Here is a 24628-nt window from a genome sequence, read left to right as displayed (position 1 = left end):
GTCATCGCCGACACCAAGAGGAGTGTCTTGATGACCTTCTCGACCGGCCGCGATCGGGCGGTCAGGTTCGGGGGTGCAGCGGGCTGGCCCGCCCCGGGGGGCGGGCCAGCCGTTGCTGCGGTCTGGACTGACATGGGTGGTGTGACGACTCCCTGAGGTGCGTCAGCCCGAGATGCCGGCGAGGGCGTCCTGGGTGGCGGCGTAGTCCTCGTCGTTGAGCGGGATGTACTGGGCGGTCTCGGCGATCGTCGCCAGGTTCTCGATGTAGAAGTCGACGTAGGTCTTGACGGCCTCGTTGTCGTTGTACGCCGCGTTGCTCACGTAGATGAACAGCGGACGGGCGAGCGGGGTGTACTCCCCGGCCTGAGCGGTCTCGGCCGAGGGGGCGACGCAGCCGTTGCCGTCGTCGATCGAGAGCGCCTTGACGGTGTCGGCGTTCTCCTCGTAGTAGGTGTAGCCGAAGAAGCCGACGGAGTTCTCGGTGCCGGCGACACCCTGGACCAGGATGTTGTCGTCCTCAGAGACCTCGAAGTCGTCACGCAGCGACTCGGAGTCGTCACCGACCACGTCGGCGGCCATGTAGTCGTAGGTGCCGGAGTCGGTGCCCGGGATGAAGCCGGCGATCTCCTCGTCGGGGAAGCTCGGGTCGAGGTCACTCCACTTGGTGGCCTCCGAGCCGGGGCCGAAGAGCTCGACGACCTGCTCGGTGGTCAGGCAGTCGACCGCGAGGTCGGGGTGCACGACGATCGTCAGCGCGTCGGTGGCGACGAGCAGCTCGGTGTACTCGACACCGTTCTCCTCGCACACCGGCACCTCCTCGTCGTCCTTGATCGGGCGGGAGGCGTCGGAGATGTCGGTCTCGCCGGCGCAGAACTTCTCGAACCCGCCGCCGGTGCCGGAGAACCCGACCGACACGTTGACGTCGTCGTTCTCCTCCTTGAGCATCTCGGCCGCGGTGTCGCTCATCGGGTAGACGGTGGAGGAGCCGTCGACGGCGACGGAGCCACCGGCGCCACCCTCGCCGCCATCTTCGGCGTTGCTGTCTCCGCCGCAAGCGGAGAGGGCGAGGGCCAGGGCGGCCAGGCCGGGCACGACTGCCCGGCGGAAGGAGGTGCGCTTCACTTCGGATCTCCTGATGTCTTTCTCGGGGATGACACCGGGGACGCTAAGGAGCCGAGGTGACCAGCCCCGTGGCCGTGGGTGAACGAGCGATGAACAGGGTCGACACGTCAGTTGTCACGAAGCCGGAAATGAGACGGACAACACGTGAACTCGGCCCGGGAGCGTCCGCCAGCCCTTGCCGTCAGCCGGCCGAGTGTCGTTCGATGGCGGCGACCGTGCCTTGACGCAGGTGGACGACGAGCAGCTCGCCCTTCTCCAGCTGCGGGTCCTCCAGGCCCAGCGCGTCGAAGACCAGCGGCAGCACCGGACGGTGGGTGCACAGCAGCCCGCCCTGGTCCTTGGCGACCAGCTTCTCCACCGTCGCCTCGACCACGGCCCGCACGCCCTGCGCGGTGGCGTCCTCCTCGCTGAGCCGGTCGTCGGTGCGCAGCCGGCGGCCGCTCTGCTCGGCGTACGGCGCCACGGTCTCGGTGCAGCGGACGCTGCCGGAGGAGACCACCCGGGCCACGTCGTACGCCGCGAACACCGGCGCCAGCCGCAGCGCCTGCCGCTGCCCCGCCTGGACCAGCGGCCGCAGCCGGTCGTCGCCGCGCCAGGTGCGGCGGGAGCGGGCGAGTCCGTGCCGGACGACCAGCAGCGGCTGGGTGCGCTTGCGCGCGGCCAGCGCCTCGGCGAGCGTCTCGCGGTCGTGGGGGTAGGTGAGCTGTCGCTCGGCCTCGTCGACCGGCACCCAGCGGACGTCGTCGATCTCGTCGTTGACCTGGTAGCCGTCGACGTCGTGGTCGCCGACCGGCCGCGCGACCCAGTAGTGCACGGTCTTCATCCGGCCGCCGGTCTCGTAGCGCTGGTCGGCCAGCGGGCGGCCGAGCCGGATGCGCACGCCGGTCTCCTCGACAACCTCGCGCAGCGCGGCCGCGGTGCGGTGCTCGCCGCGGTCGAGCTTGCCCTTCGGGAAGGCCCAGTCGTCGTAGCGGGGGCGGTGCACGAGGAGCACCTCGCGCCCGGGGCGGAAGACCACCGCTCCGGCGGCGAGCACGTCGGGCGGGGCCATGGGTCTAGTCTCACATCCGATCCGGCGCCGCGCGGCCTCTCGGGCGGCCCGGAGGCGACATGGCGGCGGCGAAGAGGAGGACGACGCGTGGCCAGACCCCGACGCACCGTGCTCGCGGTCGTCTCCGTGCTGGTCGTGGTGGTGATCGGCGCAGCCGCGGCGGCGGCGCTCTGGTGGCGCGACGGCGAGCGCTCAGCGCTGGCCGAGGCCGTGGCGATGGCGCCCCCGGAGAGCCAGCGCTACTCGTGGACCAGCTGGGCTCAGGTGCGCACCGAGACGGGAGCCGAGCTGGACGACGCGTCGTCCTCGGCCGACCTGCGCGCGTTCCTCGACGCGGCGTACGAGCTGGATCTCTCCTCGACCTCCGCCCTGGTCGAGTCGGCCCAGGTGCTGCAGGTCAGGTACGGCTTCTCCCCCGCCACCGCCGACTGGGAGCTGTTCAGCCAGGGGCCCGGCGGTGCCGCGATCATGCTCGGCATGCCCGACGACACCGACTTCGACGAGCTGGGGACGCGGCTCGAGGAGCTCGGCTACACCCGGCCCGCCGAGGAGGACGGCGCCTGGTTCGGGGGCAAGGACCTGCTCGCCGAGATCGGCGGGGTCACCCCGGAGCTGCAGTACGTCGCGCTGGACGCCGACCGTGGGCTGGTGCTGGCCAGCGACACCCCGGACTACCTCGGGGTGGCGCGCGACGCGGTCGCCGACCCGCGGGACCCACCGCAGGGCCTCGACGACGTGGTCTCGGCGTCCGGGGAGCCGCTGGCGGCAGCGGTCTACACCGGCGAGCAGGCGTGTGTCGGGCTGGCGATGAGCCAGGCGGGCGATGCCGACCAGCGCCTCGGCGAGCAGCTGGTCGAGCAGGCGGGCGAGGTGAACCCGCTGACCGGCTTCGCGATGTCGGTGCAACCGGACGGCGGGGTGCGGGTGGCGCTGGGCTTCGAGACCGCCGAGCAGGCCCGCACCAACGCCGACACCCGCGCGGTCCTCGCCGAGGGGCCCGCGGTCGGGCAGGGCGGCGACTTCGCCGACCGGTTCGCCGTCGATGCGGTGACCGCCGACGACCGGGTCGTGCGGATGGACCTCGACCCCGTCGACGGCGCGTTCGTGCTCTCCGATCTCTCCACGGGGCCGGTGTTGTTCGCGACCTGTTGAGCCGTACACCGGGCTGCGAGTGATGCCGAGAGGTCAACCGTTCCCCGACACGCCGCGAAATGGCGGGAATCAGTGACCCCTCGGCGTCAACCCCGGAAGCGGCGCAGCCGGAGCGAGTTGCTGACCACGAACACCGACGAGAACGCCATCGCGGCGCCGGCGAGCATCGGGTTCAGCAGTCCGGCCGCGGCCAGCGGCAGCGCGGCCACGTTGTAGGCGAACGCCCAGAACAGGTTGCCCTTGATCGTGGCGAGGGTCCGACGGGCCAACCGCACCGCGGAGGCCGCGACCCGCAGGTCGCCCCGCACCAGCGTCAGGTCGCTGGCCTCGATCGCGACGTCCGTGCCCGTGCCCATCGCCAGCCCGAGGTCGGCCTGCGCCAGCGCGGCGGCGTCGTTGACTCCGTCGCCGACCATCGCCACCACACGGCCCTCCCCCTGCAGCCGCTTCACGACGTCGACCTTGTCGGCGGGCAGCACCTCGGCCACCACCTCCTCGATGCCGACCTCGGCGGCGACCGCCCGCGCGGCGCGCTCGTTGTCGCCGGTGAGCAACACCGGCCGCAGCCCGAGCGCCCGCAGCTCGCGGACCGCCTCGGCCGAGGTGGGCTTGACGGTGTCGGAGACCACCAGTACGCCGCGTGCGCGGCCGTCCCAGCCGACCGCCACGGCGGTGCGCCCGAGCGCCTGCGCGGCCTCGACCGCGGCCACTAGGTCGGCGCCGAGCGGCAGGCCCCGGTCGGCGAGCAGGGACGGCCGGCCGACCACGACCTCGCGCCCGTCGATCGCCCCGGTGACGCCCAGGCCCTCGACGTTGGCGAAGCCGGCGACCTCCGGCAGCGGGCCGCAGCCGTCGACGATCGCCCGGGCGATCGGATGCTCCGAGCCGGCCTCCAGCGCGGCGGCCGTGCGGCGCACCTCCTCCAGCGACTCGCCCTCCGCGGGCACCACGTCGACCAGGGCCATCTGGCCGGTCGTGACCGTGCCGGTCTTGTCGAGCACGACCGTGTCGACGCGGCGGGTCGACTCGAGCACCTCGGGCCCGCGGATCAGGATGCCGAGCTGGGCGCCGCGCCCGGTGCCGACCATCAAGGCGGTCGGCGTGGCCAGCCCGAGCGCGCACGGGCAGGCGATGATCAGGACCGCGACCGCGGCGGTGAACGCCGCCGACACCGGCTCGCCGGCGCCCAGCCAGAACCCGAGCGTGCCGACCGACAGCGCGATCACCAACGGCACGAAGAACCCGGAGATCCGGTCGGCCAACCGCTGCGCCTGCGCCTTGCCGTTCTGCGCCTCCTCGACCAGCCGCGCCATCTGCGCCAGCTGGGTGTCGCCCCCGACGCGGGTGGCGCGCACCACCAGCCGGCCGCCGGCGTTGACGGTGCCGCCGGTGACGCTCGCCCCCGGGCCCACCTCGACCGGCACCGGCTCGCCGGTGAGCATCGAGGCGTCGACCGCGGAGGTGCCCGACTCCACCTCGCCGTCGGTGGCGATCTTCTCGCCGGGCCGGACGATGAACCGGTCGCCGACCGCGAGCCGACTCGCCGGGAGGCGCTGCTCGACGCCGTCGCGGAGCACCGCGACGTCCTTGGCACCCAGCGACATCAGCGCCCGCAGCGCCGCACCGGCCTTGCGCTTGGAGCGCTTCTCGAACCAGCGGCCGGCCAGCAGGAACGTGGTCACGCCGGTCGCGGCCTCGAGATAGATGTTGCCCATCCCGTCGGACCGCTCGATGGTGAACCGGAACGGGTGGGTCATGCCGGGGGTGCCGGCACTGCCCCAGAACAGCGCGACCAGCGACCACCCGAACGCCGCCAGCACCCCGACCGAGACCAGCGTGTCCATCGTCGTGGCGCCGTGGCGCAGGTTCGTCCACGCGGCCCGGTGGAACGGCCAGGCTCCCCAGACCACCACCGGCGCGGCCAGGGTCAGCGAGGCCCACTGCCAGAACTCGAACTGCAGCGGCGGCGCCATCGCCATCGCGATCACCGGCACCGTGAGCAGCGCCGAGACCACCAGCCGCTGCCGCAACGCCGCCAGCTCGATGTCGGCGCGCTCCGGGGCGGGCTCACCCGGCTCGCCGCCCTCACCCTCGCCTCCGCTGTCGGCGGCGGGCGGCGCCGGCAGCGCAGCGGCGTACCCGGCCGCCTCGACGGTGGCGACCAGGTCGGCGGTGGTCACCGGCTCGGCGAAGGTGACCTTCGCCTTCTCGGTGGCGTAGTTGACGCTGGCCGTGACGCCCTCGAGCTTGTTGAGCTTGCGCTCGATGCGGTTGGCGCAGGACGCGCAGGTCATGCCGCTGATCTCGAGCTCGACGTCGCCGGCCGGGGCGGCGGAGACACCGGCGGCAGGGGTGCTGGTGGTGGCCTCAGTGGCCATGGGGCTCCTCCTCGTGCGGGGCGTCGACGGTGTCGACCGCGAACTCCGCGGTGTGCACGGCACCGCGGTGCCGGAACTCCAGGAACAGCCGGCGTGGCCCCGGCGTCGGGGTCTCGACGGCGAACGCGATCTCGCCGGGTCTCGTGCCGCCGCCGGTGAGCGGGTGGACGTGGCTGTAGCCGAGGTCGGCCTCGCCGAGCGCGACCAGATGGCCCAGGGCGCCCAGGTGGGGCTCGAGGTCGGTCACCGGCACCCCGGCCCGGGTCACGGTGAACCGCAGGCTGCTCTCGCCGCCGGCCGCGAGCGCGCCGTCGAGCGTGACGGCGTAGCCGTCGACCTCGACGGTGCGCCCGGCGTCTGCGCTGGACGTGGGGGGTGCCGGGTCGAAGCGGCCGGGCACGGTCAGGTCGGTGCCCAGGACCACACCGGAGTCTCCGGCCGACGGGGTGAAGTCGGCGATCAACCGCCAGCTGCCGGGGAGGAGGCGCGCGGTGGTGCGCCAGCGTCCGTCGTCGTCGAGCTCGGGGTGCAGGTGCTGGTAGCCGGCCAGGTCACGACGCACCACGATCAGGTGCAGCCGCTTCTCGTGGACAACGTCGTACGCCGTCACGGGCCGGCCGTCGGGCCCGGTTACCGTGAATGCCAGATCGGCCCGACCGGCGCTGAGCACCGGGCTCTCCACGGTCAGGGTGTAGCCGTCCTGGGCCGCCAGCAGGCCGGCCGGCGCGGGCGCGGCCTCGCCGGGCTCCTCCGGGTGCGCCGCGTCGCCCGCACCGTGGCCGGTCACGTCGCCGGGCCCGCCGTCTCCCGCGTCGTCCGTGCCATGGGCGGCAGCGGTGTCGTGCTCCGCGGCCGCCACGTCGAACGGCCCGGCCCAGCGGCCCAGGCCGAGGGCGAGCGCGAAGACCGCTGCGAGCCCGAGCAAGAACGCGGCCAGCCGGACCGGCGTGCGCGAGAGGTTCATGACAGCTGGTAGCCGGCTTCCTGCACCGCCGCCTCGACCGCGGACCGCTCCAGCGGCCGGTCGCTGGTGACCACGACCGCACCGGTCTCGTGGGAGGCGGTCACCGCCTGCACGCCGGGGATCTCACCGATCTCCTCGCGCACCGAGGCCTCGCAGTGACCACAGGTCATGCCGGTGACCTGGAAGCTGGTCTCGTGGGTGGTCTGCTCGCTCATGGGTGCTCCTCCGGGTTGCTCGGTGGGGTTGTTCGGTGGGTCGTTCGGTGGTGGACGCCGACCGGCCCGGTCGGCGCCCGAGTCAGGACCGGACCAGCCGGGCGATCGCCTCGACGGCCTCGTCGATCTTGGCGCGACCCTCCGCCTCACCGGCGCGGGCGGCGTCGAGCACGCAGTGCTGCATGTGCTCCTCCAACAGGCCCAGACTGACCGCCTGCAGCGCCTTCGTCATCGCCGAGATCTGGGTGAGGATGTCGATGCAGTACTTCTCCTCGTCGACCATCCGCTGCAGGCCCCGCGCCTGGCCCTCGATGCGACGAAGTCGCTTGAGGTAGTCGTCCTTGCGGTGGATGTAACCGTGCTGGTGGCCGTCCATGCCTGAAACCATACCCCCCTAGGGTAACTGGCTCAAGACATGGCAAAGGCCCGCTGCCGACGGCAGCGGGCCTCGTGGGCTGGAGTCGGAGGGGTGGTCTAGCCCTCCCGGCGGGGCACGGGTGGGCAGACCCCGAGGATCCGGTCGATCTGGTCGGTCGACAGGTGCTCGTCGGACTCGCTCGCGGCGATGATGAGGTTGGTCGTCAACTCGACCTCGCCGAGCAGGTCGGCGTCCTCGAGGGTGACGTCGAACTGGTCGTGCACTCGGGCCTCCCCAACACAGATCACTGGGCTACGCCGACCGCTCCCGGCAGTCAGGTTGCCCTCCCAGCGTACGGTCAAACCCGGGTGAACAATCTGGTCCATCCGGGTGGTGTTCCGACCCCCCGACGGACCCCTTGAATGATAGCGGGGCCCCACCCGAACGGGTGAGACCCCACTGGTGTGACGTCGTGGCAGGTGCTGCCCCGGCGTCGGTCGTCGTCAGACCGGGCGGACGTTCTCCGCCTGCGGGCCCTTGGGGCCCTGGGTGACGTCGAACTCGACCTTCTGGTTCTCGTCCAGGGACTTGTAGCCCTGGGTCTGAATCGCCGAGTAGTGCACGAAGACGTCGTCGCCGCCGTCCTCCTGCGCGATGAAGCCGAAACCCTTCTCGGCGTTGAACCACTTCACGGTGCCCTGAGCCATTGCGCTCGTTACTCCTTTATCGGGGCGAGAGGCCGTCACCTCGACGGCCCCGCACCAGATGCGGTGACACGTCGCTCCGACTCGGGTTGCACCTGAGAAGAAACGCCGTTGGATCACAAACTCCGCGGGCGTCAGACCTGCTGGAACTTGCACCTGTTGCACCGCTGACACTACCAAGCAACCGGGGCCGGCAAACCATCCGAGACCGGAATTCTCAGCGAATCGTGTCAACGTTGCGCGACGCGAGCGTGACGAGCGGGCTAACCGGCCGCTCCGGGGAGGACCGCACGGGCCGCCGCGAGCAGCTCTGCGACACCGTCGTCGACCGCCGCGACCAGCGCCGCGAGGTCGCCGTCGGCGGGCAGCACACCGGCCCGGCCGCCCTCCTCGAGGCCCGCTGCGAGCGCCGAGAGGTCCGCCAGTCCGAGGTTCGCGGCGCTGCCCTTCAGCCCGTGGGCCGCCCGGGCCACGGCGCCGGGGTCGCGCGCGGCGGCAGCGGTGGCCAGGGCGGCAGCGGCAGTCCGGGCGGAGGACTCGAAACGGCCGACCATGCGCAGCACCAGGTCGGCGGCGATGCCCTCCTGCTCCACCAGCTCCGACAGCCGCGCCCTGGGCGTGGCCACGTCGGGCCCGGCGGCCTGCCGTGCGGAGCCCTCCGGGTCAGCCGCCCGGACCGGGTCGAGCCCGTCCTGCTTCGGCGCACGCGGAGCGGTCCACCGCTCCAGCGTCTCGGCCACCCGCTGCACGTCGATCGGCTTGGCCAGGAAGTCGTCCATGCCGGCGGCCAGGCAGCGCTGCCGCTCCTCCGACGACGCGGCCGCGGTCATCGCCACGATCGGCACCCGCCGGCCCTCCCCCTGCGCGGCGCGGATCGCGCGCGTGGCGTCGTAGCCGTCCATCACCGGCATCTGGCAGTCCATCAGGATCACGGCGTACGCGTCGGGGTCACGGGCGTGCGCGGCGACCGCCTGCGCGCCGTCCTCGGCGAGGTCGACGTCGTAGCCGAGCCGGCGCAGCACCCCCTCGGCCACCAGCTGGTTGACCGCGTTGTCCTCGACGACGAGCAGCCGCCCGCGCGAACCCGGCTCGATGTCGACGACCCGCTCCGGCCGCTCGCCGGCGTCGGCCAGGCGCCCGCCCAGCGAGGCGACCACGTCGAGCAGCCGCGACGGGAGCACCGGCTTGGCCAGGAACGCGTCGATCCCGGCGTCGTGCAGCCAGCCCTCCGACGGCTCGATCGCCGAGGAGAGCAGCACCAGCCGCACCCCCTCCTGGCTCGGGTCACGGCGGATCGTCCGCGCGAGCTCCTCGCCGTCGACCTCGGGCATCATGTAGTCGAGAAGCACCAGGTCGTAGGGGAGGCCGTGCCCGCGGGCGGCCTCGATCTCGCCGAGGGCGTCGTACGCCGACGCCACGGCGCGCACGTCGACCCTCCAGGCGGCGAGCTGCTCGGTGAGGATGTAGCGGTTGGTGGCGTTGTCGTCGACGACCAGCACCCGCAGCCCGGCGACCGCGTGCTCGCGGTCGTGAGCCCGCTCCCGGGCGTCGCCGGCGTCGGCCGTCCGCGGCGGATCGAACGCGACCGTGAACCAGAAGGTGCTGCCGACCCCGGGCTCGCTGTCGACATCGATCTCGCCGCCCATCGCGTCGACGATCCGCTGGCTGATCGCCAGCCCGAGCCCGGTGCCGCCGAAGCGGCGGGTGGTCGAGCTGTCGGCCTGGGTGAAGGGCTGGAACAGCCGCTCCCGAGTCGCGGGGTCGATGCCGACACCGGTGTCGTGCACCTCGACGCGGACCGTCGACCCGTGTGGTCCGGCCTGCCCTTCGGCACGGATCACCACCTCCCCCTCGGCGGTGAACTTCACCGCGTTGGATGCCAGGTTGGTGATCACCTGCCCGAACCGGACCGGGTCGCCGCAGACCCGCTCGGGCAGGTCGGCGGCGCAGGAGACGACCAGCTCCAGGCCCTGCTCCGCCGCCCGCTCGGCGACCAGGCCGGCGCTGTGCTCGACGACCGTCCGCGGGTCGAAGTCGACCTCCTCCAGGTCGAGACGTCCGGCCTCGATCTTGGACAGATCCAGGATGTCGTTGACCAACGCCAGCAGGGTGCGGCCGGCCTGGTCGACACCCTGCGCGAGGCGCCGCTGGTGCGCGGTCAGCTCGGTGCGGCCGAGCAGGTCGCTCAGGCCGATCACGCCGTTGAGCGGGGTGCGGATCTCGTGGCTCATCGTCGCGAGGAAGTCCGACTTGGCCCGCGAGGCGCTCAACGCCTCGTCCCGGGCCGCGGCCAGCTCGCGGGAGGTGAACTCCCGCTCGCCGACCGCGCGCAGCAGCGCGAGGATCTGGGTGAAGATCGTGCGCTCGTGCGGGCGCGGCTCGGTGGTGGCCAGGGTGTCGACGACGAGCACGCAGGCAAGCCGCCCCTGCACAAGCACCGGACCGCCGAGGATCGTGCTGCCGGAAGGGCTGTGGCCGACCAGCTCGGTGCGCTCGGCGGCCACCCGGGAGGCCAGGTCCCGGGCGGCGGCGCGCTCGGTCGCGTCGAGGTCGACCCAGCCCACGTCGACGTACTCGAGCTCCTCGAGGTCGGGATCGGTGGCCACGCCGACCACCAGCGCCGGCCACTGCGCATAGGGACGGACCAGCTCGTTGGCGGCGACCAGGGCGTCGACCAGCCGGTCGGCCTCGTTGACCGCGCTGGCCATCACGCTCAGGAACGCGAGGGCGTTCTCGTGCTCCTTGGACTCGGTGACGTCCTGCACGGTGCCGGTCAGCCGGCTGGTGCGGCCATCGGGGCCCGCGACCGTGGTCCCGCGCACCCGCACCCAGGTGGGCGGCGAGCCGTCGGCGCCGGGCACGCGCCCGTCGAACGCGAACCCGGTGCCCTCGTCGATCGCGGCGAGCATCGCGAGGCGCGCCGGTTCACGGTCGTCGGGGTGCAGCAGGTCGAGGAAGCGCTCCCGGGTCGGACGGTAGGTGTCCTGGTCGACCCCGAACATGCGGAAGAGCTGGTCGGACCAGTTCAGCGAGTCGGAGTCGAGCTGCCACTCCCAGCTGCCGATCCGGGCGATCGACTGCGCCTCGATCAGCTGCTGCTCGCGCCGGCGGACGCGCTCGAGGGCCTCGTCGTCGCCCGAGCCCGCCCGTGCGGCACCGGCGGGCCCCCGGGCGAACGGCGCCGTCTTCGGGGAGGCGACGATGCGGCGCAGAGCTCCTCGCAGCCGGCTCACCATGGGGAGATCGTGCCGCATCGCCGGGCGGTGCCGTGTCAGCACCCGCCCCGGACGACGATCAGCCTCGACTCAACCGCCCAGGGCGACGGTCATCAGCACCACGGCGGGGGTGCGGGCCAGCACCTTGTGACGCACCCGCGGCACACACCGCAGCTCGCCAGGGCCGAGGTCCCAGTCCTCGTCGGCGGTGTGGAGGGTGACCTCGCCCCGCAGCACCTGCAGGGTCGCCGCCCACGGGGACTCGTGCTCGCCGAGCTCGCCGCCCTCGGCCAGGCCGAGCACCACGACGCGCATGCGGGGACCGTGCAGGACGGTGCGGGCCGCTCGGCCGTGCTCGTGCTCAGCGGCCTCGGCCGCCACCTCCGTGGCCGTGGCCTCCAGGTCGGCCGTCGCCTCGGCCGTGATGTCCTCGATCATTGTTCCCCTTCCCGTGTGACCCCTTCACCTGACCCGGCGCGGGACCGCCGGAGGCGCCGGGGCTGCCCTGGTGACCGGACTGGTGGCCGGCCTGCTGACCCGCGTGATGGCTGGACTGGTGGCCCGGCTGGTGGCCCGGCTGATGACCCGGGGGGCCGGACTGGGCGCCGTGGCCGGCCGCCACGCCGGGGTTCGACGAGTGCGCACTCTGCTGCGGCAGGCCGCCGAGGATGCCGTCGACGAGATCGGTCACCTGGTCGACGACCTCGGTGGTGGGGCCGGTGATCGGTCCGGTCGCGCCGCCGGTGGCGCCGTCGACCGCGTCGGTGATGTCGTCGATGACCGGGTCGACGGCGTCGCCGAGCGGGCCGTCGCCCCCGGGCTGTCCACCCGGCGGGTCGGTCGGGTCGGTCGGGTCGGGGCCCACGGGGTCGGTGTCGGGCTGGCCGTCTTGGTCCCCGCCGGGGCTCGGGTCGGCACCGCCGGAGGACGCCGAGCCGGGGGTCGCGGGCTGCGGAGCGGCGACCGGGGGCGTGTCGGTGCCGGGCGCCGAGGACGAGGGCACCGGGACCGCGCGCAGCGTGGCACCGTCGACGACGACCCGTGCGGGCACGGCCGAGGTCGGACCGTCGGCGGAGGGGATGCGCTCGAGCTGCTCGACCACCATGCCGATGTTGCCCAGCGCCAGGGCCAGGAAGGCGCCGGCGCCGAACGCCGTCGCGGCGTAGGCGAGCCGGAGATCGCGTTGCCGCCTGGACCAGGTCGACCTCGCCACGTTGCCTCCCCATGAGCCGCCCGAGTGTGAGACGACCATACGCCCGATCACTGACCTCGCGGGCCGGAATGTGACCGGAGGCCCACGACAGTGCTCCCGGCCCGACTTCACACGCGCTCTTGGCACTTCTCACGCGTTGCACCGCGTGGGAAGTGAGGGGATCACCGGATATCCGGCGATCCCCTCACCGACGCCCGGGCTACTGCCCGGACTCCTCGGCGTACTCCTCGAGCTCGCCGGCCACCCGACGGTGGGCCTCCCAGATCTCCTCGGGCAGGCCGTCGAACTGTCGCAGGTGCTCCTCGCGGAAGCCCATCTCCTGACGCCAGCGGTCGACGTCGATGGTGAGCACGCGGTGCAGGTCGGCCGGGTCGACGTCCATGCCGTCGAGGAAGAGCTCGTCCTCGGTCGGCAGGATGCCCACCGGGGTCTGCCGCCCCTTCACCTCGCCGCTCTTCAGCTGGAGCAGCCACAGCAGCGGGCGCAGGTTGTCGCGGTAGCCGGGCCACAGGAAGTGGCCGTCCTCGGGGTCGCGCTGGAACCAGTTGACGTGGGCGAAGATCGGCTGCTCCTTCGCCGCCCCGATCACGTCGAGGTAGTGGCGGGCGTAGTCGCCCTCGCCGTAGGCCATGAACGGCCGGTTCGACATCGGGTCGTAGCGCAGCTGGCCGTCGACGCCCTCTGCCGCGAAGGTCGCCTCGGCGCCCAGGGTGAGCCCGTCGTAGACGCCCTCGGCGAGGTCGGTGATCGCCCGGATCAGCGGCTCCCGGTCGCGGGTACGGCCGCCGAAGATGATCGCGTCGATCGGCACACCCTTGGCCTCGTTGTAGTCGGGCGCGATGTTCGGCACGTGGTCGAGCGTGGTGGTGAAGCGGCTGTTCGGGTGCGCCCACGGCGACTCGTCGCCCGGCTCGCGGTCGGCGATCCGGTCGCCCTTCCAGTCCAGCCAGCCCTCGAGATCTGCCGGCGGGGCCGGCGTCTTGCCCTCCCACCAGACGTCCTGGGTGAGCTCGTTGTAGGCGACGTTGGTGAAGATCGCGCCGGTGCCCTCGTCGACCGAGTGCAGCGCGGTCGGGTTCGTGGTCTCGTTGGTGTCCTTGGCGACCCCGAACACGCCGTACTCGGGGTTCATGCCGTAGAGCCGGCCGGTCTCCTCGTCGACCCACAGCCAGGCGATGTCGTCGCCGTAGAACTCCACGTGGTAGCGCTCCCCGAGCGCGTCGGGGGCCAGCATCATGGCCAGGTTGGTCTTGCCCGAGGCGCTCGGGAAGCCGCCGCAGATGTGGTAGGTCCGCCCGACCTGCTTGTCGGTGATGCCGATGAGCATGTACTGCTCGGCGAGGAACTTCTTGCTGGCCCACCCGTCGTAGGCGCCCTGGCGCAGGCCGTGAGCGATCTTGCCGAGCAGCGCGTTGCCGCCGTACGACGAGCCGTAGTGCAGGATCGTCCGCTCGTCGGCGACGGTGACGAAGTACCGCTCGTCGTCGGGGGTGCCCTGGCCGAGGTTGGGCAGGTCGCCGGTGACGTGCACCGCACGCACGAAGCTGTTGGTGTCCTCGAGCTCGTTGATGTACTTCACGTCGACCCGGGCCATCCGGATCATGTGCAGCACGACCGGTCGACAGTCGGTGACCTCGACGCCCGCGGCCCACGGGATCAGCGCGTTGCCGGGGGGCGCCATCAGGTAGGGGACGACGTACATCGTCTTGCCCTTCGAGGCGCCGCGCATGCGCTCCTCGAGCAGCGGCTTCATCTCCGAGGAGGGACGCCAGTTGTTGTAGACGCCCTTGTCGGCGGGGTTGCCGGTGGCGACGATGGTCCGCTCCTCGGAGCGGGCGGTGTCCTTGTGGTAGCTGCGCGAGTAGTAGCGGCCCTCACCGGCCGGCAGGAGCTCGCCGGCGTCGAGGGCCTCCTGGATCAGACGGGCGTCGTCGGACGCGCTGACGACCTCCACCCGGTCGGCGCCGGTCAGGTCGGCCCAGTAGCGGACGTACTCGCGGACGTGGGGGTTGGTCAGCCCGGCTGCGTCCAGCGCTGCCTCGATATCTGCCATCGACTTTCCGGTCCTCTCAGTTCGGCCACCGTTCGGCCAGTCTGCGCACAAATCGCTTGGAGGCATCAAACACCCCGGTCCTCGACCCGAGCACCGGGGGTCCGCTCCTGCGTCCGGCAGCGCTGACGGAGGTCAGGGAGCGTCGACCCCTCGACTTGAAGATATCTGCAATTCGTCAATCTGCTCTAGGGTGTCCATCACCAGGGAGGTGAGATGAACCCCAGCGTGCCGCTGAACCAGGCGAAGGCCGAGCTGTTCCGCACCCTCGGCCACCCGGTGCGGATCCGCGTGCTCGAGCTGCTCCAGCCGGGCCCCGCCGCCGTACGCGACCTGCTTGCCGACCTCCAGATCGAGGCCTCCAACCTCTCCCAGCAGCTGGCGGTCCTCCGGCGCGCCGGGCTGGTGAGCTCGACCCGGCAGGGCGCGACCGTCCTCTACTCCCTGAGCACGCCCCACGTCGCCGAGCTGCTGCGAGCCGGGCGCGAGATCCTCGCCTCGGTGCTGGGCGAGGCGGAGGGGCTGCTCGCCGAGCTGCGCGAGGACGCCGTGGGCGCGCCCGACCCGTCGCGCGAGCGCGCCTGACCCGACCTCAACCTGGACCCAGGCTCAGCGGCGCCACTCGAAGGTGGCCAGGATCGACTCGACGATCTCGTTCTCGCGCGCCTCGCGCGCGGTGATCCGGATCCGCACCGAGTGTCCGAGGTGCTGGGTCACGAACATGTGCTCCACGAAGGGCGAGTCTCCCTCCGGGGCCCGCATGTGGATCGCCGGCTCCCTGTCGAGGAACGTGTCGGGGAGCCGCCGGAACTGCGGCTCGGTGCGCCGCACGAGCCTGGCCTCCAGGTCCGGGCGGAACTCGCCGGCGGCCAGGCTCTCCATCTGGAAGAGGATGATGCCCTCGCGGCCCCGGCCGGCACGCGCCTGAACCCCCTCGAGCAGGCTCGGGAGGAGCTTCCACCCCTCGGGGATGTTCATCTGCGGCAGCTTCAACCGCAGGACCGGGCCACTGGCCGGCTCCACCGACGGCGACGCCTCCGGGTCGGTGGACGGGTCCGAGGTCGGGGACCCGCTGGCGGTGTCGCTCGCCGACGAGCTGGGCTCCGCGGGCGGCTGCGGGTCGTCGTCCCCGCACCCACCCAGCACCAGCACCAGCACCAGCAGTACGGCCCACACGGCCGATCCGGACCACGGTCTCATCGCCTTGCCTCCTGTTGGCTCCCCGAGCGGGCGCGCGAGCACACGCTACAGACCGTCCGAGGGCCGGGCGGCGCCCGCTCGACCCCCGGCGAGCGCACCCGACCCGGTGCGCTGCGAACATCTCGAGGGGAACCGGTTTGAGCCGGTGAGCGTCTGGGAAGACGCAAGGACGCAGACTTCGCTCGGACAAGGAGAACGTGCATGTACGTGGACATGGGGGGCGCTGCGGCGACCATGCAGACCCTCGCGTTCGATGAGGACGTCGTCACCAGGGTCATGAAGGTGCTGCAGCGGAGCGCAGGCACTCTCGAACCGGCCTCGGACATCGTCGATGTGCCGACGACGAACTTCGGGGTCACCCAGGAGAACGACCGACTCGGCTACCACAGCGAGCGCGCCCGCGAGTACGTCGTGGAGGCGGTGATGGACATGGTCAACGGTCTCCAGCACTACGCGATCGGCTTCCGCGACCTGCGCGAGCACGGCGTGGCCGCTGACCAGACCTCGGAGACGTCGCTCAGCTCGACTCACGCTCGCCTCAACGCGGGCGCGAACTGCGCCAACACCACCCAGATCCAGGAGCCCAACGTCTGCGTCGCGCCGACCGAGCCGGTCACCGGCGGTGAGGGCTGATGGGCGCCGCCGAAGAGGCCCTTCGCACGGCGGTCAAGACGGGCTCGAACGCAAGCGTCCGGGGCGCCTCGGAGGAGTGGGAGGCCGGCGCCGCCCTGCTCGAAGACATCGCACGAGAGCTGGGCAAGAGCCTCGTCGAACTCCGCATGAGCGACTTCGAGGGGAAGACGGCGGAGAAGGCCATCGCGGCACTCGGCGGCACCCGGGTCGCCATGGAGCTTAAGGCCGCCGAGATGAAGAAGGGCGTGCAGGCCCTGGACGACGCCGCCGCGGCGCTGGTCCGGGCGGAGAACGCCTTGAACAACCTTCAGCAGGTGCCGGCCGAGCCCCAGAAGCGACACGTCGACGACCCGAAGAGCAAGGAGGCGGTCCAGGCCGAGCGCGACTTCCAGCGCGACCAGGGCGCCTACGAGGCCGCGATGCTCGCCCGCGAGAACCAGGCGCGCGCGGCGCTGACCGAGCTCGAGACCAAGCAGCGCGAGTCCGCCGACACCATGATGACGATCCACGGCGAGCCCGACCCGTGGGCCAAGCCGCCCGGTGGCGGCGGCGACCCCGGTTCTGGGGGTCAGACCCCTGGCGGCACGGGTCCGCGTGGCCCGGTCGCCATCCCTCAGGGTCCGAAGGGCAACCCGACGATCGTCGGCCCGCCGGAGGAGACGCCCACCAACCCCCCGACGAACCCTCCGACCAACCCGCCCACGAACCCGCCGACCAACCCGCCCACGAACCCGCCGACCAACCCGCCCACGAACCCGCCCACCACCGGCACACCGCAGGGGCCCACGACCCCGCCCTCGGTCACGACGCCCCCGGGCGTCGGCAGCCCGGTCAGCCCGGTCGCGCCCGCCACGGGAGGCGGCGGCCTGGGCTCGGTCGGCGGCGTGGCGGCCGGTGCGGGCATCGGCCTGGCCGGCCTGGGTGGCCTGGCCGGCGGAGCCACCGGCATCGGTGGTGGCGCGATGCCCATCGGCGGTGCCGGCGCGGCCGGCCAGGGCCGAGCCATCGGTGCGGGTGGCGCCCGAGGCGCCTCCGGCGTCCTCGGCCGCGGCAGCGCGGTGCCGATGAGCCAGGGCGCGGCCGGCGGAGCGCGCGGCGCTGCCGCCGGTGGCCGCTCGGGCAGCGCGGGCCGAGCGGGTGGACGCGCCGGAGCGGCCGGCGGCCGCGGTGCCGCAGCGGCCGGAGCGGCGGGCGGTCGCGGGGCGGCCGGCGGAGCCGCCGGGGCCGGACGCGGCCGCAAGGGCCGCGACGACGAACGCGGAGCGTCCCAGGACTTCTACGACGACGGCTCCGACTGGATCGACGACGAGGGCATCGGACCCGACGTTCTCAGATAGGCCCTCACACAACACGACGGGCCGGCCGGGTGCACCGCACCTGGCCGGTCCGCTCGACATCTGTTCCGGCAGCTCGGCTGGGAGTCGGCGACCGGCCACGCCGGCGCTGACTGACCGCGGCCGCAACCGGAGCGGCACCCTCAGCGCCACTCGAAGGTAGCCAGCACCGACGCCACGATGTCGGGGTCCGAACGCAGCGACGCCCCGCGCTGGAGGCCGAGCGTGAGGACCACGAAGCGACCATCGTGAACGGTCCCGAACTCCTCCACCCGCCTGTCCGGGTCGCTTCCGGACCAGCCGGCCAGGTGGTAGGCCGGGTGCCCGTCCAGCTCCACATCGGGCATCCGCTGGACCTCGTCGCGGCGATAGTCGTCGATCCGCACGGCGACCAGATCATCGAGCGTGTCCGAGTCGGCACCGAAGTGCACGTTGTCGAACAGGGAGATCAGTTCCCCCTCCGGCCCCCCGGCGTCGACCTGGACGTCGAGCATCCGACCCAGCCACTTCCAGCCTCGGGGCGCCCTGACCTGCGCGGACTTCTGCTTGAGCAGCGGACCACTCGCGGGCGTCGCCGACGGCGAAGCAGATGGAGACCCGACGAGGTAGCGGACGAGGCTGTGGAAGGGCTTGTAGAGCCGGTCGAGCTAGGGGCGCCGGAGGCCGAGCCACCGACGTCACACCCGGCCCCCAGCGCGACGAGCACGACTGCCGAACCGAGCAGCCGGGAGAGCCTGCGCAACGTGATGCCTCCTGGTTTCACGTCTCGAGCCGTGCCGCACACCGTAGCGTCAGCGATGCGCGGCATCAGGTTTGGCCGGGGCCATTCCCGGGCATGACCTCTGCGCTTGCGAAGACGGCTCGGATTCAGGGGGACGCACCACGATGTCGACATTCGGGTTCCTGCCAGGCATCGATCAAGCCATCGGCATACTCCAGGAGCTGGCCGTCAGCCAGCAGCTCATCGACGACCTGGAGTCGTTCCTCCGGGCCGGCTCCGACGACCTCCACGAGGTCGAGGGCAAGGTGCACGAGGTCGCGGACGTGCACTTCGGCGCGAACGACCGCGGTGCGCAGCTGGCGTGGAACAGCAGCCGCGCCCGCGCCCACGTGCTGGCCGCCGTGCTCACTGCGGCCACCGGACTGCTGACCTACCGCGACGCGGTCAAGACGATGTCCACCGGCGTCTTCGCAGTCGACGACACCTACACCCCGGAGTTCAAGCGCCAGTTGGAGCGCGCCCTCGCCCTCACGCGCGGCAATGCCCCGCTGCGAGAGGCCCCCACAGGAGGGGAGGGCTGATGGCCCGCGGACCCAAGCTGCAGCTTCTCGCCCAGGCCGTCGACCCCATCGAGCCCGCCGAGGTCTCCGGAGCGGGGAACGAGTGGGACCGTGGCGCGACCGTGCTGGAGAACCTCGCTCAGCAGTTGCAGAGCAGGGCGGCCGCGTTGCGCGACCACGAGTACTACCAGGGACAGACCGCGCAGGCGACGGTCGACGCCCTCGTCCGCTCCGCGACGCATCTGCGTGACAAGCGTGACGACATGGTCAAGGGCCGCGACTCGCTTGGCCGAGCCTCCGACGCCCTGCAAGCGGCCCGCCAGACGTACCAGCGGCTGGCGAAGGAGGCCGACGCGGCCGTCGAGCCCACGAAGGAGCGGGTCGTCGGCCCGCCGAACGACGCCGCAGTCGTAGCTGCCGACACCAAGTACACCAACGACATGCTGGCCTTCCGGGCCGCCGAACAGGCCCGCGAGGCCGAGGCCGAGGCGGCCCTGCGCACCCTCGAGACCAACCAGCGGCAAGAGTCCGCGGTGATGCAGACGATCCATGGCGAGCCCGACCCCTGGGAGCAGCCCGTCGACACCGGCGGTGGCTCCGGCGGCGGCGGTCGCGGCCCGGTCAGCACCGGGCCCCGCGGTCCCGTCCCGGTGCCCGGCAACCCCACGAGCCACCCGCCCGGCAACCCGCCCACCGAGCCACCGACGAGCCCGCCCACCAACCCCCCAACGAACCCACCCACCACCCCACCGACGAACCCGCCGACCACGCCACCGACTTCTCCGCCGACCACACCCCCGTCGACCGGTACGCCGCAGGGGCCGACCGCCCCGCCCGTCGGCACCCCACACCCGGGCAGCGGCACGATCGGCTCCCCGGTGGCACCGGCCGCCTCCGGCGGCGGTGGCCTCGGGTCCGTCGGCGGCGGGGTCGCGGCCGGTGCGGGCATCGGCCTGGCCGGCCTCGGCGGCCTGGCCGGCGGCGCCACCGGCATCGGCGGCGGCGCCATGCCCATCGGCGGAGGCGCCGGCGCGGCCGGTCAGGGCCGGGCGATCGGTGCGGGCGGTGCCCGCGGTGCCTCCGGCGTCCTGGGGCGCGGCACCGCGGTCCCGATGACCCAGGGAGCAGCCGGCGGCGCCCGCGGCGCCGCCGCCGGTGGCCGGTCCGGCAGCACGGGACGCGCCGGTGGACGCTCCGGCGCCGCCGGCGCGGCCGGCGGACGTGGCGCCGCCGCCGCTGGAGCGGGCGGTCGCGGAGCGGGCGGTCGCGGAGCGGGCGGTCGCGGGGCGGCCGGTGGAGCCGCAGGTGCCGGGCGTGGCCGCAAGGGCCGCGACGACGAGCGCGGACAGTCCCAGGACTTCTACGACGACGGCTCCGACTGGATCGACGACGAGGGCATCGGACCCGACGTCCTCAGATAGCCACGCTCACCGCGACGGGTCGGCCGCGGGCACACCCCGGACCGGCCCGTCGCCGTCCCCTGGGGCCCGCCGCCGACCTTTCAGTCGCGCCACTCGAACGACGCCAGCACCGATGCCAGCAGGTCGGAGACCCCCGCCGGGGCTCTCTCCCGAGGAGTCGCGAGGACGACCTCGACATACCGTCCCTCGTGGACCGTCCCCACGAGATCTTGCCAGTTCCCGGCGCTCGCCCAGCCACCCACGTGGTAGGCCGGCGCCCCGTCGAGCTCCACGTCGGAGAACCGGCGACCGTCCCTGTCCCGCCACTGTTTCAGCGTCAGCGCACCCATCTCGTCGTAGGTGGCCTCGGCGGTCAGCACCGCCTGGTCGAAAAGGGTGAGGAACTCTCCGAAGCCGCCGTCGGCACTCAGTTGCAGGTCACCGAAAGAGCTCCCGCGGCGCCAACCGTCCGGACCCCGCAGCACCGCCGAATGGTGCTCGAGACGAGGTCCTGAGGCAGCCTCGACCGACGACTCGCCGGCCGGGTCAGCCGGTACGTCGCTGGTCACCTCGTCCATCGGCTCGGTGCTCGTCTCACCCGAGTCGGCATCCGACGGGGCGTCGAGCCAGCTTGAGACCCGTCGCTGCAACCGCCACCAACCAGCGCCATCACCACCGCGGTCAACCCCGCAGCGATCGCCCAAGTCGGCACCATGCACACCCTCTCCCGGTTTCGTGTGTCCGCCCGACCAGTTGGGCGCAGATTCCGACCGCCAGCTGCGATCGCCCGCGGGCCAAAGGGGGCATACCCCGTTCGCGGAGAGTCCAACCAACCGGGGGAGGGTCTCCCCGGCCAGGTCCGAGACGTCGGTGAGCGGTCGTGCGGCGCCGCCGGTGGCCGGTCCGGCAGCATCCGACGCGCCGGTGGACGCCGGAGCCGCCGGCGGAGCCGGGCGTGGCCGCAAGGGCCGCGACGACGAACGCAGCCACGCCGGCGACTTCTACGACGACGGCTCGGACTGGATCGACGACGAAGGCATCGGACCCGACGTCCTCAGATAGCCCTCGCACTCACCACGACGGGCCGGTCACGGTCGCACCCCGGACCGGCCCATCCGTGGTCCTCGGTGGTGCCCGAGACGGCACTCGCCGTCGGGTCCGTCAGTCGCGCCACTCGAACGTGGCGAGCACGGACGCCACGATGTCGGGGTCCGTGCGCAAGGCCGCGTCACGCTCCAGCCGGAACTTCACGGTGACCAGACGGCCCTCGCGCACGGTTCCGATCTCCTCGAGCCTCCGGTCGGGGTCGGTGCCGGACCAGCCGGCGAGGTGGTAGGCCGGCTGGCCGTCCAGCTGCACGTCGGGCTGCCGCTCCACGTCGTCGTTGCGATAGTTCGGAAGGCTCGCGGCGACCACGTCGTCCAAGGTGTCGGTTGCCGCCCCCCAGTGGGTGTTGTCGAAGAACGAGATCAGCTCGCCGCGAGGGCTGCCCGCGTCCACCTGGACGTCAAGCATCCGGCCCAGCGACTCCCACCCCTCGGGAGCTCTCAGCCGAGCCGACGGCTGCGTCAGCAGCGGACCCGACGCGGGGGTCACCGAGGAGCCCGACTCCGAGGCGGGCTCCGAGCCCGACGGCGAAGGCTCCGCCGCCCCCTCCGAGCTGCTCGAAGGCGCCGGCGAGTTCGGTCCGGTCGACTCCGAGGACCCGTCGTCGCCGCAGCCTGCCGCCAGCGTCAGCACGAGCAGCGCCGAAGCGGCACCGAGCATCCGAAGGGATCTGCGCATGCGGCCTCTCCTGGTTTGACGTCCTGAGCCGTTTCGCACACCGTAGCCACAGCTGGTTGCGGCCCCGGTTTGGCCGGGCCGATGCGGGGCAGGAGCCGCAGGGTCCGACCGCGGACGCACACGCCGCAAGACGAACACGGACGCAACGGCAACTTCTACGACGACGGCTCCGACTGGTTCGACGACGAAGGCAGCCATAGCGCTGTCCACGGGGGATGTGCCGGAAGGAGTCCGGTACGCCACCCCATCAGTGCTCATGTCCAGCCGGTTGAGAGCGGTGCTCACCTGCTGGCCGCTACCTGACCCGAGCCCGCCCGGCGGCCGACCCGAGACCCCATGTGGCTGACCTCAGAGGCCCGGCAACGCCGGGACCGCACCCGCGGGCGTGAGGGCCGCCCGCTTCTCCAGCGCCTCGGTGAGCAGTGCGACCATCGCCTCGGTCTGCACGTCGGCCGAGGACGGCAGCTCCTCGTCGGAGGCGTCCAGGGCGCGCGCCGCCAGGCCGGCCTTGCTGTCGATGAGCTCGGCGATCTTGGTGTCGATGGTCTGCGCGGCGATGATCCGCCACGCCGTCACCGGCTCCTCCTGACCGATCCGGTGCACCCGGTCGATGGCCTGGGTCTGCTCGGCGTCGGTCCACGACAGCTCCGCCAGCACCAGGTTCGAGGCGACCTGAAGGTTGATGCCCACGCCCGCGGCGCTGAGCGAGCAGACGATCACCGCGACCTCGGGGTCGTTGACGAACCCGTCGATCGCCTTCTCCCGCGCGGTGCGCGACTGGTCGCCGCGGATCGAGGTGAACCGGATGCCGCGCCGGGCGAAGGTGTCCTGGGCGTTGTCCATCACGTCGATGTGCTTGGCGAAGAAGACCACCTTGCCGACGTTGCGGGCCAGCTGGGCGGCGTAGTCGGCAGCCAGCCCGGCCTTGGCCTGGCCGATCCGGCGCATCATCGTGAAGACGTTCTCGCCGCCCGTGCCGCTGTCGGAGTCCTCGCGCTCCCAGGTCGCCACCCGGCGTACCAGCTCGTGGTCGATGCCCGAGACCACCGCACCGGAGGTACGCCGCTCGAGCGCGGCGTCGTAGCGCATGACCAAGCGGCGGGCCAGCTCGCGCTCGGCCTCGCGGATCGAGCGACCCATCTCGTCGTCCAGCTCGACCGGGATGTCGGCGACCCGGCGGGCGGGGATGTCCTTGGCGACGTCGACCTTGCGACGCCGCACGATGCCCATGTCGACCACGGCCGCGCGGGCCGAGGGATAGAAGCCGGGGTCGGCGGGGGTGAGCCCGGTGTCCTCGAGCCGGTCCATCAGCGCGCCCAGCGGCTTGACGTCGTCGATCCAGCCGAGGAACTGCCAGATCGCCCGGAAGTCCTCGATGTCGTTGATCAGCGGGGTGCCGGTGAGCGCCGCCATCAACGGTCGCGCGGTGCGCGACCGGATGCGGTCGGCCAGCTGCAGCACGTGCTGGCTGCGCTGGGAGGTCTTGTTCTTGATGAAGTGCGCCTCGTCGACGACCATGCCGCGGAACCCGAAGTCCCCCAGCCAGCCCACGTGGCGGTCGAGGATCTCGTAGTTGACCACGACGACGTCGGCGAACGCGTCGACGTCCTCGCCGTTGCCGTGGATCACCGTCACCTTGCGGTTGGGAACCCACATGCCGACCTCGCGCGCCCAGTTCGCCTTGACCACGTTCGGCACGACGGCCAGCAGCGGGTAGGCGCCGACGGCCTCCGCGGCGAGCAGCGCCTGGGCGGTCTTGCCCAGGCCGGGCTCGTCGGCGAGCAGGAACGAGCGGTGGCCGTGCGCGGCCGCGGCCACGACCTGCCCCTGGTGGTGCATCAGCTCGCGTCCGGGCGCGAGGCGCAGCAGCTCGTCGGGCTCGGGCAGCGGCATCGTCGAGGTGGCGCCCGCGCCGGCGTACTCGAAGGAGCGGAACAGCGGGCCGAGCAGCTCCCAGCCGGCCAGCCGCCGAGCCCGGCTGCGGGTCTGCTCGGCGATCGAGAAGTCCGGCACCAGGAACGGGTTCGCGAGCTGACGCGAGATCACCGACTGCGGCACCACCCGCCGGTCGGCGCCCGCCTCGGGCAGGGCCTCCGGCTCGGGCTCGTCGTCGGGCACCTCGATGCCGGCGGCCTCGAGCATCTCGCGGCGCAGCAGCCGCGCGGACTCCGACATCTCGGCGTCCTCGGCGAGCAGCGCGAGCATCGAGGTGTCGCGCGCCGCGGTCTTGGCCAGGATCGTGGCGACCCCGTCGAGCCGTTTGAGCTGTTCGCCGCGGCGCGCCTCGGTGGCTTCGGAGTCGGCCTTGACGTGGGCCCGCTCCTCACGCACCAGAAGCGCGATCACCTGGAACTTCGTGCGCGTCGACGACGACACCTGGCCGCGTTGGACGGCGTTCTCGACCTCGCGCACCGCCTTCGCGAGCACCGGGATGATGCCCTCGTTGTCGAGCACGCGGGCGCCGCGGCGCCGCCGGTTGGCGGTGCGGGTGGCACCGGACTGGCGCTGGCCTCGTCGAGCCAAGAACTCCTCCTCCGACATCCCCGGCGAGCAACGCCGTGGGCCTGTGCAGC

At 72.6% G+C, this 24628-nt stretch carries 24 protein-coding genes; 7 read left to right on the top strand and 17 right to left on the bottom strand.

Going from position 1 to position 24628, the window contains the following annotated elements:
• Positions 1-162: 162 nt before the first annotated feature.
• Both D6B71_RS14295 and D6B71_RS14290 read right to left on the bottom strand, forming a co-directional pair.
• Positions 163-1122 (bottom strand): PstS family phosphate ABC transporter substrate-binding protein, encoded by a 960-nt coding sequence (locus D6B71_RS14295; RefSeq protein ID WP_121256178.1) that lies wholly within the window; start codon positions 1120-1122, stop codon positions 163-165.
• 181 nt (positions 1123-1303) lie between these two features.
• On the bottom strand, positions 1304-2173 hold the full coding sequence (locus D6B71_RS14290) for an NUDIX hydrolase (protein ID WP_121256176.1): 870 nt from the start codon (positions 2171-2173) through the stop codon (positions 1304-1306).
• 87 nt (positions 2174-2260) lie between these two features.
• On the opposite strand from D6B71_RS14290, the gene D6B71_RS14285 reads away from it, so the two are divergent.
• Positions 2261-3325, top strand: a complete 1065-nt coding sequence (locus D6B71_RS14285; protein ID WP_126688282.1) for a hypothetical protein — start codon at positions 2261-2263, stop codon at positions 3323-3325.
• 86 nt (positions 3326-3411) lie between these two features.
• Here D6B71_RS14285 and D6B71_RS14280 read toward each other — a convergent pair whose 3' ends face one another.
• From D6B71_RS14280 to D6B71_RS14240, 10 genes are all read right to left on the bottom strand, one after another.
• A complete protein-coding gene (locus D6B71_RS14280; RefSeq protein ID WP_121256172.1) occupies positions 3412-5703 on the bottom strand; it encodes a heavy metal translocating P-type ATPase in 2292 nt (763 codons plus the stop codon).
• Entirely contained in the window at positions 5693-6667 is a 975-nt protein-coding gene (locus D6B71_RS14275; RefSeq protein ID WP_121256170.1) for a hypothetical protein, read from the bottom strand. Before D6B71_RS14275 ends, D6B71_RS14280 begins: the two co-directional genes overlap by 11 nt.
• Entirely contained in the window at positions 6664-6882 is a 219-nt protein-coding gene (locus tag D6B71_RS14270; RefSeq protein WP_121256168.1) for a heavy-metal-associated domain-containing protein, read from the bottom strand. The genes D6B71_RS14275 and D6B71_RS14270 overlap by 4 nt, the downstream gene beginning before the upstream one ends.
• Before the next feature lie 82 nt (positions 6883-6964).
• Positions 6965-7258 carry a metal-sensitive transcriptional regulator gene (locus D6B71_RS14265; RefSeq protein WP_121256166.1) on the bottom strand — a complete coding sequence of 98 codons (294 nt, stop codon included), beginning with the start codon at positions 7256-7258 and terminating at the stop codon, positions 6965-6967.
• A gap of 98 nt (positions 7259-7356) precedes the next feature.
• Positions 7357-7524, bottom strand: coding sequence for a hypothetical protein (locus D6B71_RS22835; protein ID WP_164519678.1), 168 nt, complete (start codon positions 7522-7524; stop codon positions 7357-7359).
• Positions 7525-7743: 219 nt separating this feature from the next.
• Positions 7744-7947, bottom strand: a complete 204-nt coding sequence (locus D6B71_RS14260) for a cold-shock protein (RefSeq protein ID WP_056863399.1) — start codon at positions 7945-7947, stop codon at positions 7744-7746.
• A 260-nt stretch (positions 7948-8207) separates the two neighbouring features.
• Positions 8208-11180: a hybrid sensor histidine kinase/response regulator gene (locus D6B71_RS14255; protein ID WP_121256164.1), complete on the bottom strand. Its 2973-nt coding sequence runs from the start codon at positions 11178-11180 to the stop codon at positions 8208-8210.
• Positions 11181-11249: 69 nt separating this feature from the next.
• A complete protein-coding gene (locus tag D6B71_RS22490) occupies positions 11250-11474 on the bottom strand; it encodes a cupin domain-containing protein (protein WP_126688281.1) in 225 nt (74 codons plus the stop codon).
• Positions 11475-11520: 46 nt separating this feature from the next.
• The gene (locus D6B71_RS14245; protein WP_121256160.1) at positions 11521-12372 is read right to left on the bottom strand and encodes a hypothetical protein; all 852 of its coding nucleotides are present in this window, start codon (positions 12370-12372) and stop codon (positions 11521-11523) included.
• 199 nt (positions 12373-12571) lie between these two features.
• Entirely contained in the window at positions 12572-14425 is a 1854-nt protein-coding gene (locus tag D6B71_RS14240; protein WP_121256158.1) for a phosphoenolpyruvate carboxykinase (GTP), read from the bottom strand.
• Positions 14426-14638: 213 nt separating this feature from the next.
• On the opposite strand from D6B71_RS14240, the gene D6B71_RS14235 reads away from it, so the two are divergent.
• A complete protein-coding gene (locus D6B71_RS14235) occupies positions 14639-15007 on the top strand; it encodes an ArsR/SmtB family transcription factor (RefSeq protein ID WP_121256156.1) in 369 nt (122 codons plus the stop codon).
• Between the two features lie 24 nt (positions 15008-15031).
• Here D6B71_RS14235 and D6B71_RS14230 read toward each other — a convergent pair whose 3' ends face one another.
• A complete protein-coding gene (locus D6B71_RS14230; RefSeq protein WP_126688280.1) occupies positions 15032-15622 on the bottom strand; it encodes a hypothetical protein in 591 nt (196 codons plus the stop codon).
• Between the two features lie 201 nt (positions 15623-15823).
• Between D6B71_RS14230 and D6B71_RS14225 the strand changes: the two genes are divergently transcribed.
• Both D6B71_RS14225 and D6B71_RS14220 read left to right on the top strand, forming a co-directional pair.
• Positions 15824-16255: a hypothetical protein gene (locus tag D6B71_RS14225; protein WP_121256152.1), complete on the top strand. Its 432-nt coding sequence runs from the start codon at positions 15824-15826 to the stop codon at positions 16253-16255.
• Positions 16255-17592 (top strand): hypothetical protein, encoded by a 1338-nt coding sequence (locus tag D6B71_RS14220; RefSeq protein ID WP_121256150.1) that lies wholly within the window; start codon positions 16255-16257, stop codon positions 17590-17592. The genes D6B71_RS14225 and D6B71_RS14220 overlap by 1 nt, the downstream gene beginning before the upstream one ends.
• Before the next feature lie 140 nt (positions 17593-17732).
• On the opposite strand, the gene D6B71_RS14215 is transcribed toward D6B71_RS14220, so the two are convergent.
• A complete protein-coding gene (locus D6B71_RS14215; RefSeq protein ID WP_121256148.1) occupies positions 17733-18083 on the bottom strand; it encodes a hypothetical protein in 351 nt (116 codons plus the stop codon).
• A gap of 391 nt (positions 18084-18474) precedes the next feature.
• On the opposite strand from D6B71_RS14215, the gene D6B71_RS14210 reads away from it, so the two are divergent.
• Both D6B71_RS14210 and D6B71_RS22830 read left to right on the top strand, forming a co-directional pair.
• Positions 18475-18891, top strand: a complete 417-nt coding sequence (locus D6B71_RS14210) for a hypothetical protein (protein WP_121256147.1) — start codon at positions 18475-18477, stop codon at positions 18889-18891.
• Positions 18891-20291: a hypothetical protein gene (locus D6B71_RS22830; protein ID WP_164519677.1), complete on the top strand. Its 1401-nt coding sequence runs from the start codon at positions 18891-18893 to the stop codon at positions 20289-20291. The genes D6B71_RS14210 and D6B71_RS22830 overlap by 1 nt, the downstream gene beginning before the upstream one ends.
• Before the next feature lie 80 nt (positions 20292-20371).
• Here D6B71_RS22830 and D6B71_RS14195 read toward each other — a convergent pair whose 3' ends face one another.
• Positions 20372-20755 carry a hypothetical protein gene (locus D6B71_RS14195; protein ID WP_126688279.1) on the bottom strand — a complete coding sequence of 128 codons (384 nt, stop codon included), beginning with the start codon at positions 20753-20755 and terminating at the stop codon, positions 20372-20374.
• 439 nt (positions 20756-21194) lie between these two features.
• Between D6B71_RS14195 and D6B71_RS22825 the strand changes: the two genes are divergently transcribed.
• On the top strand, positions 21195-21332 hold the full coding sequence (locus D6B71_RS22825; RefSeq protein ID WP_164519676.1) for a hypothetical protein: 138 nt from the start codon (positions 21195-21197) through the stop codon (positions 21330-21332).
• A 99-nt stretch (positions 21333-21431) separates the two neighbouring features.
• On the opposite strand, the gene D6B71_RS14185 is transcribed toward D6B71_RS22825, so the two are convergent.
• A complete protein-coding gene (locus tag D6B71_RS14185; RefSeq protein ID WP_126688278.1) occupies positions 21432-22055 on the bottom strand; it encodes a hypothetical protein in 624 nt (207 codons plus the stop codon).
• A 348-nt stretch (positions 22056-22403) separates the two neighbouring features.
• A complete protein-coding gene (locus D6B71_RS14180) occupies positions 22404-24578 on the bottom strand; it encodes a DEAD/DEAH box helicase (protein ID WP_121256198.1) in 2175 nt (724 codons plus the stop codon).
• Positions 24579-24628 lie beyond the last annotated feature (50 nt).

It is taken from the genome of Nocardioides ferulae (genome assembly GCF_003660455.1).
Lineage (GTDB): Bacteria > Actinomycetota > Actinomycetes > Propionibacteriales > Nocardioidaceae > Nocardioides > Nocardioides ferulae.
This window is presented reverse-complemented; position numbering and strand designations above follow the sequence as displayed.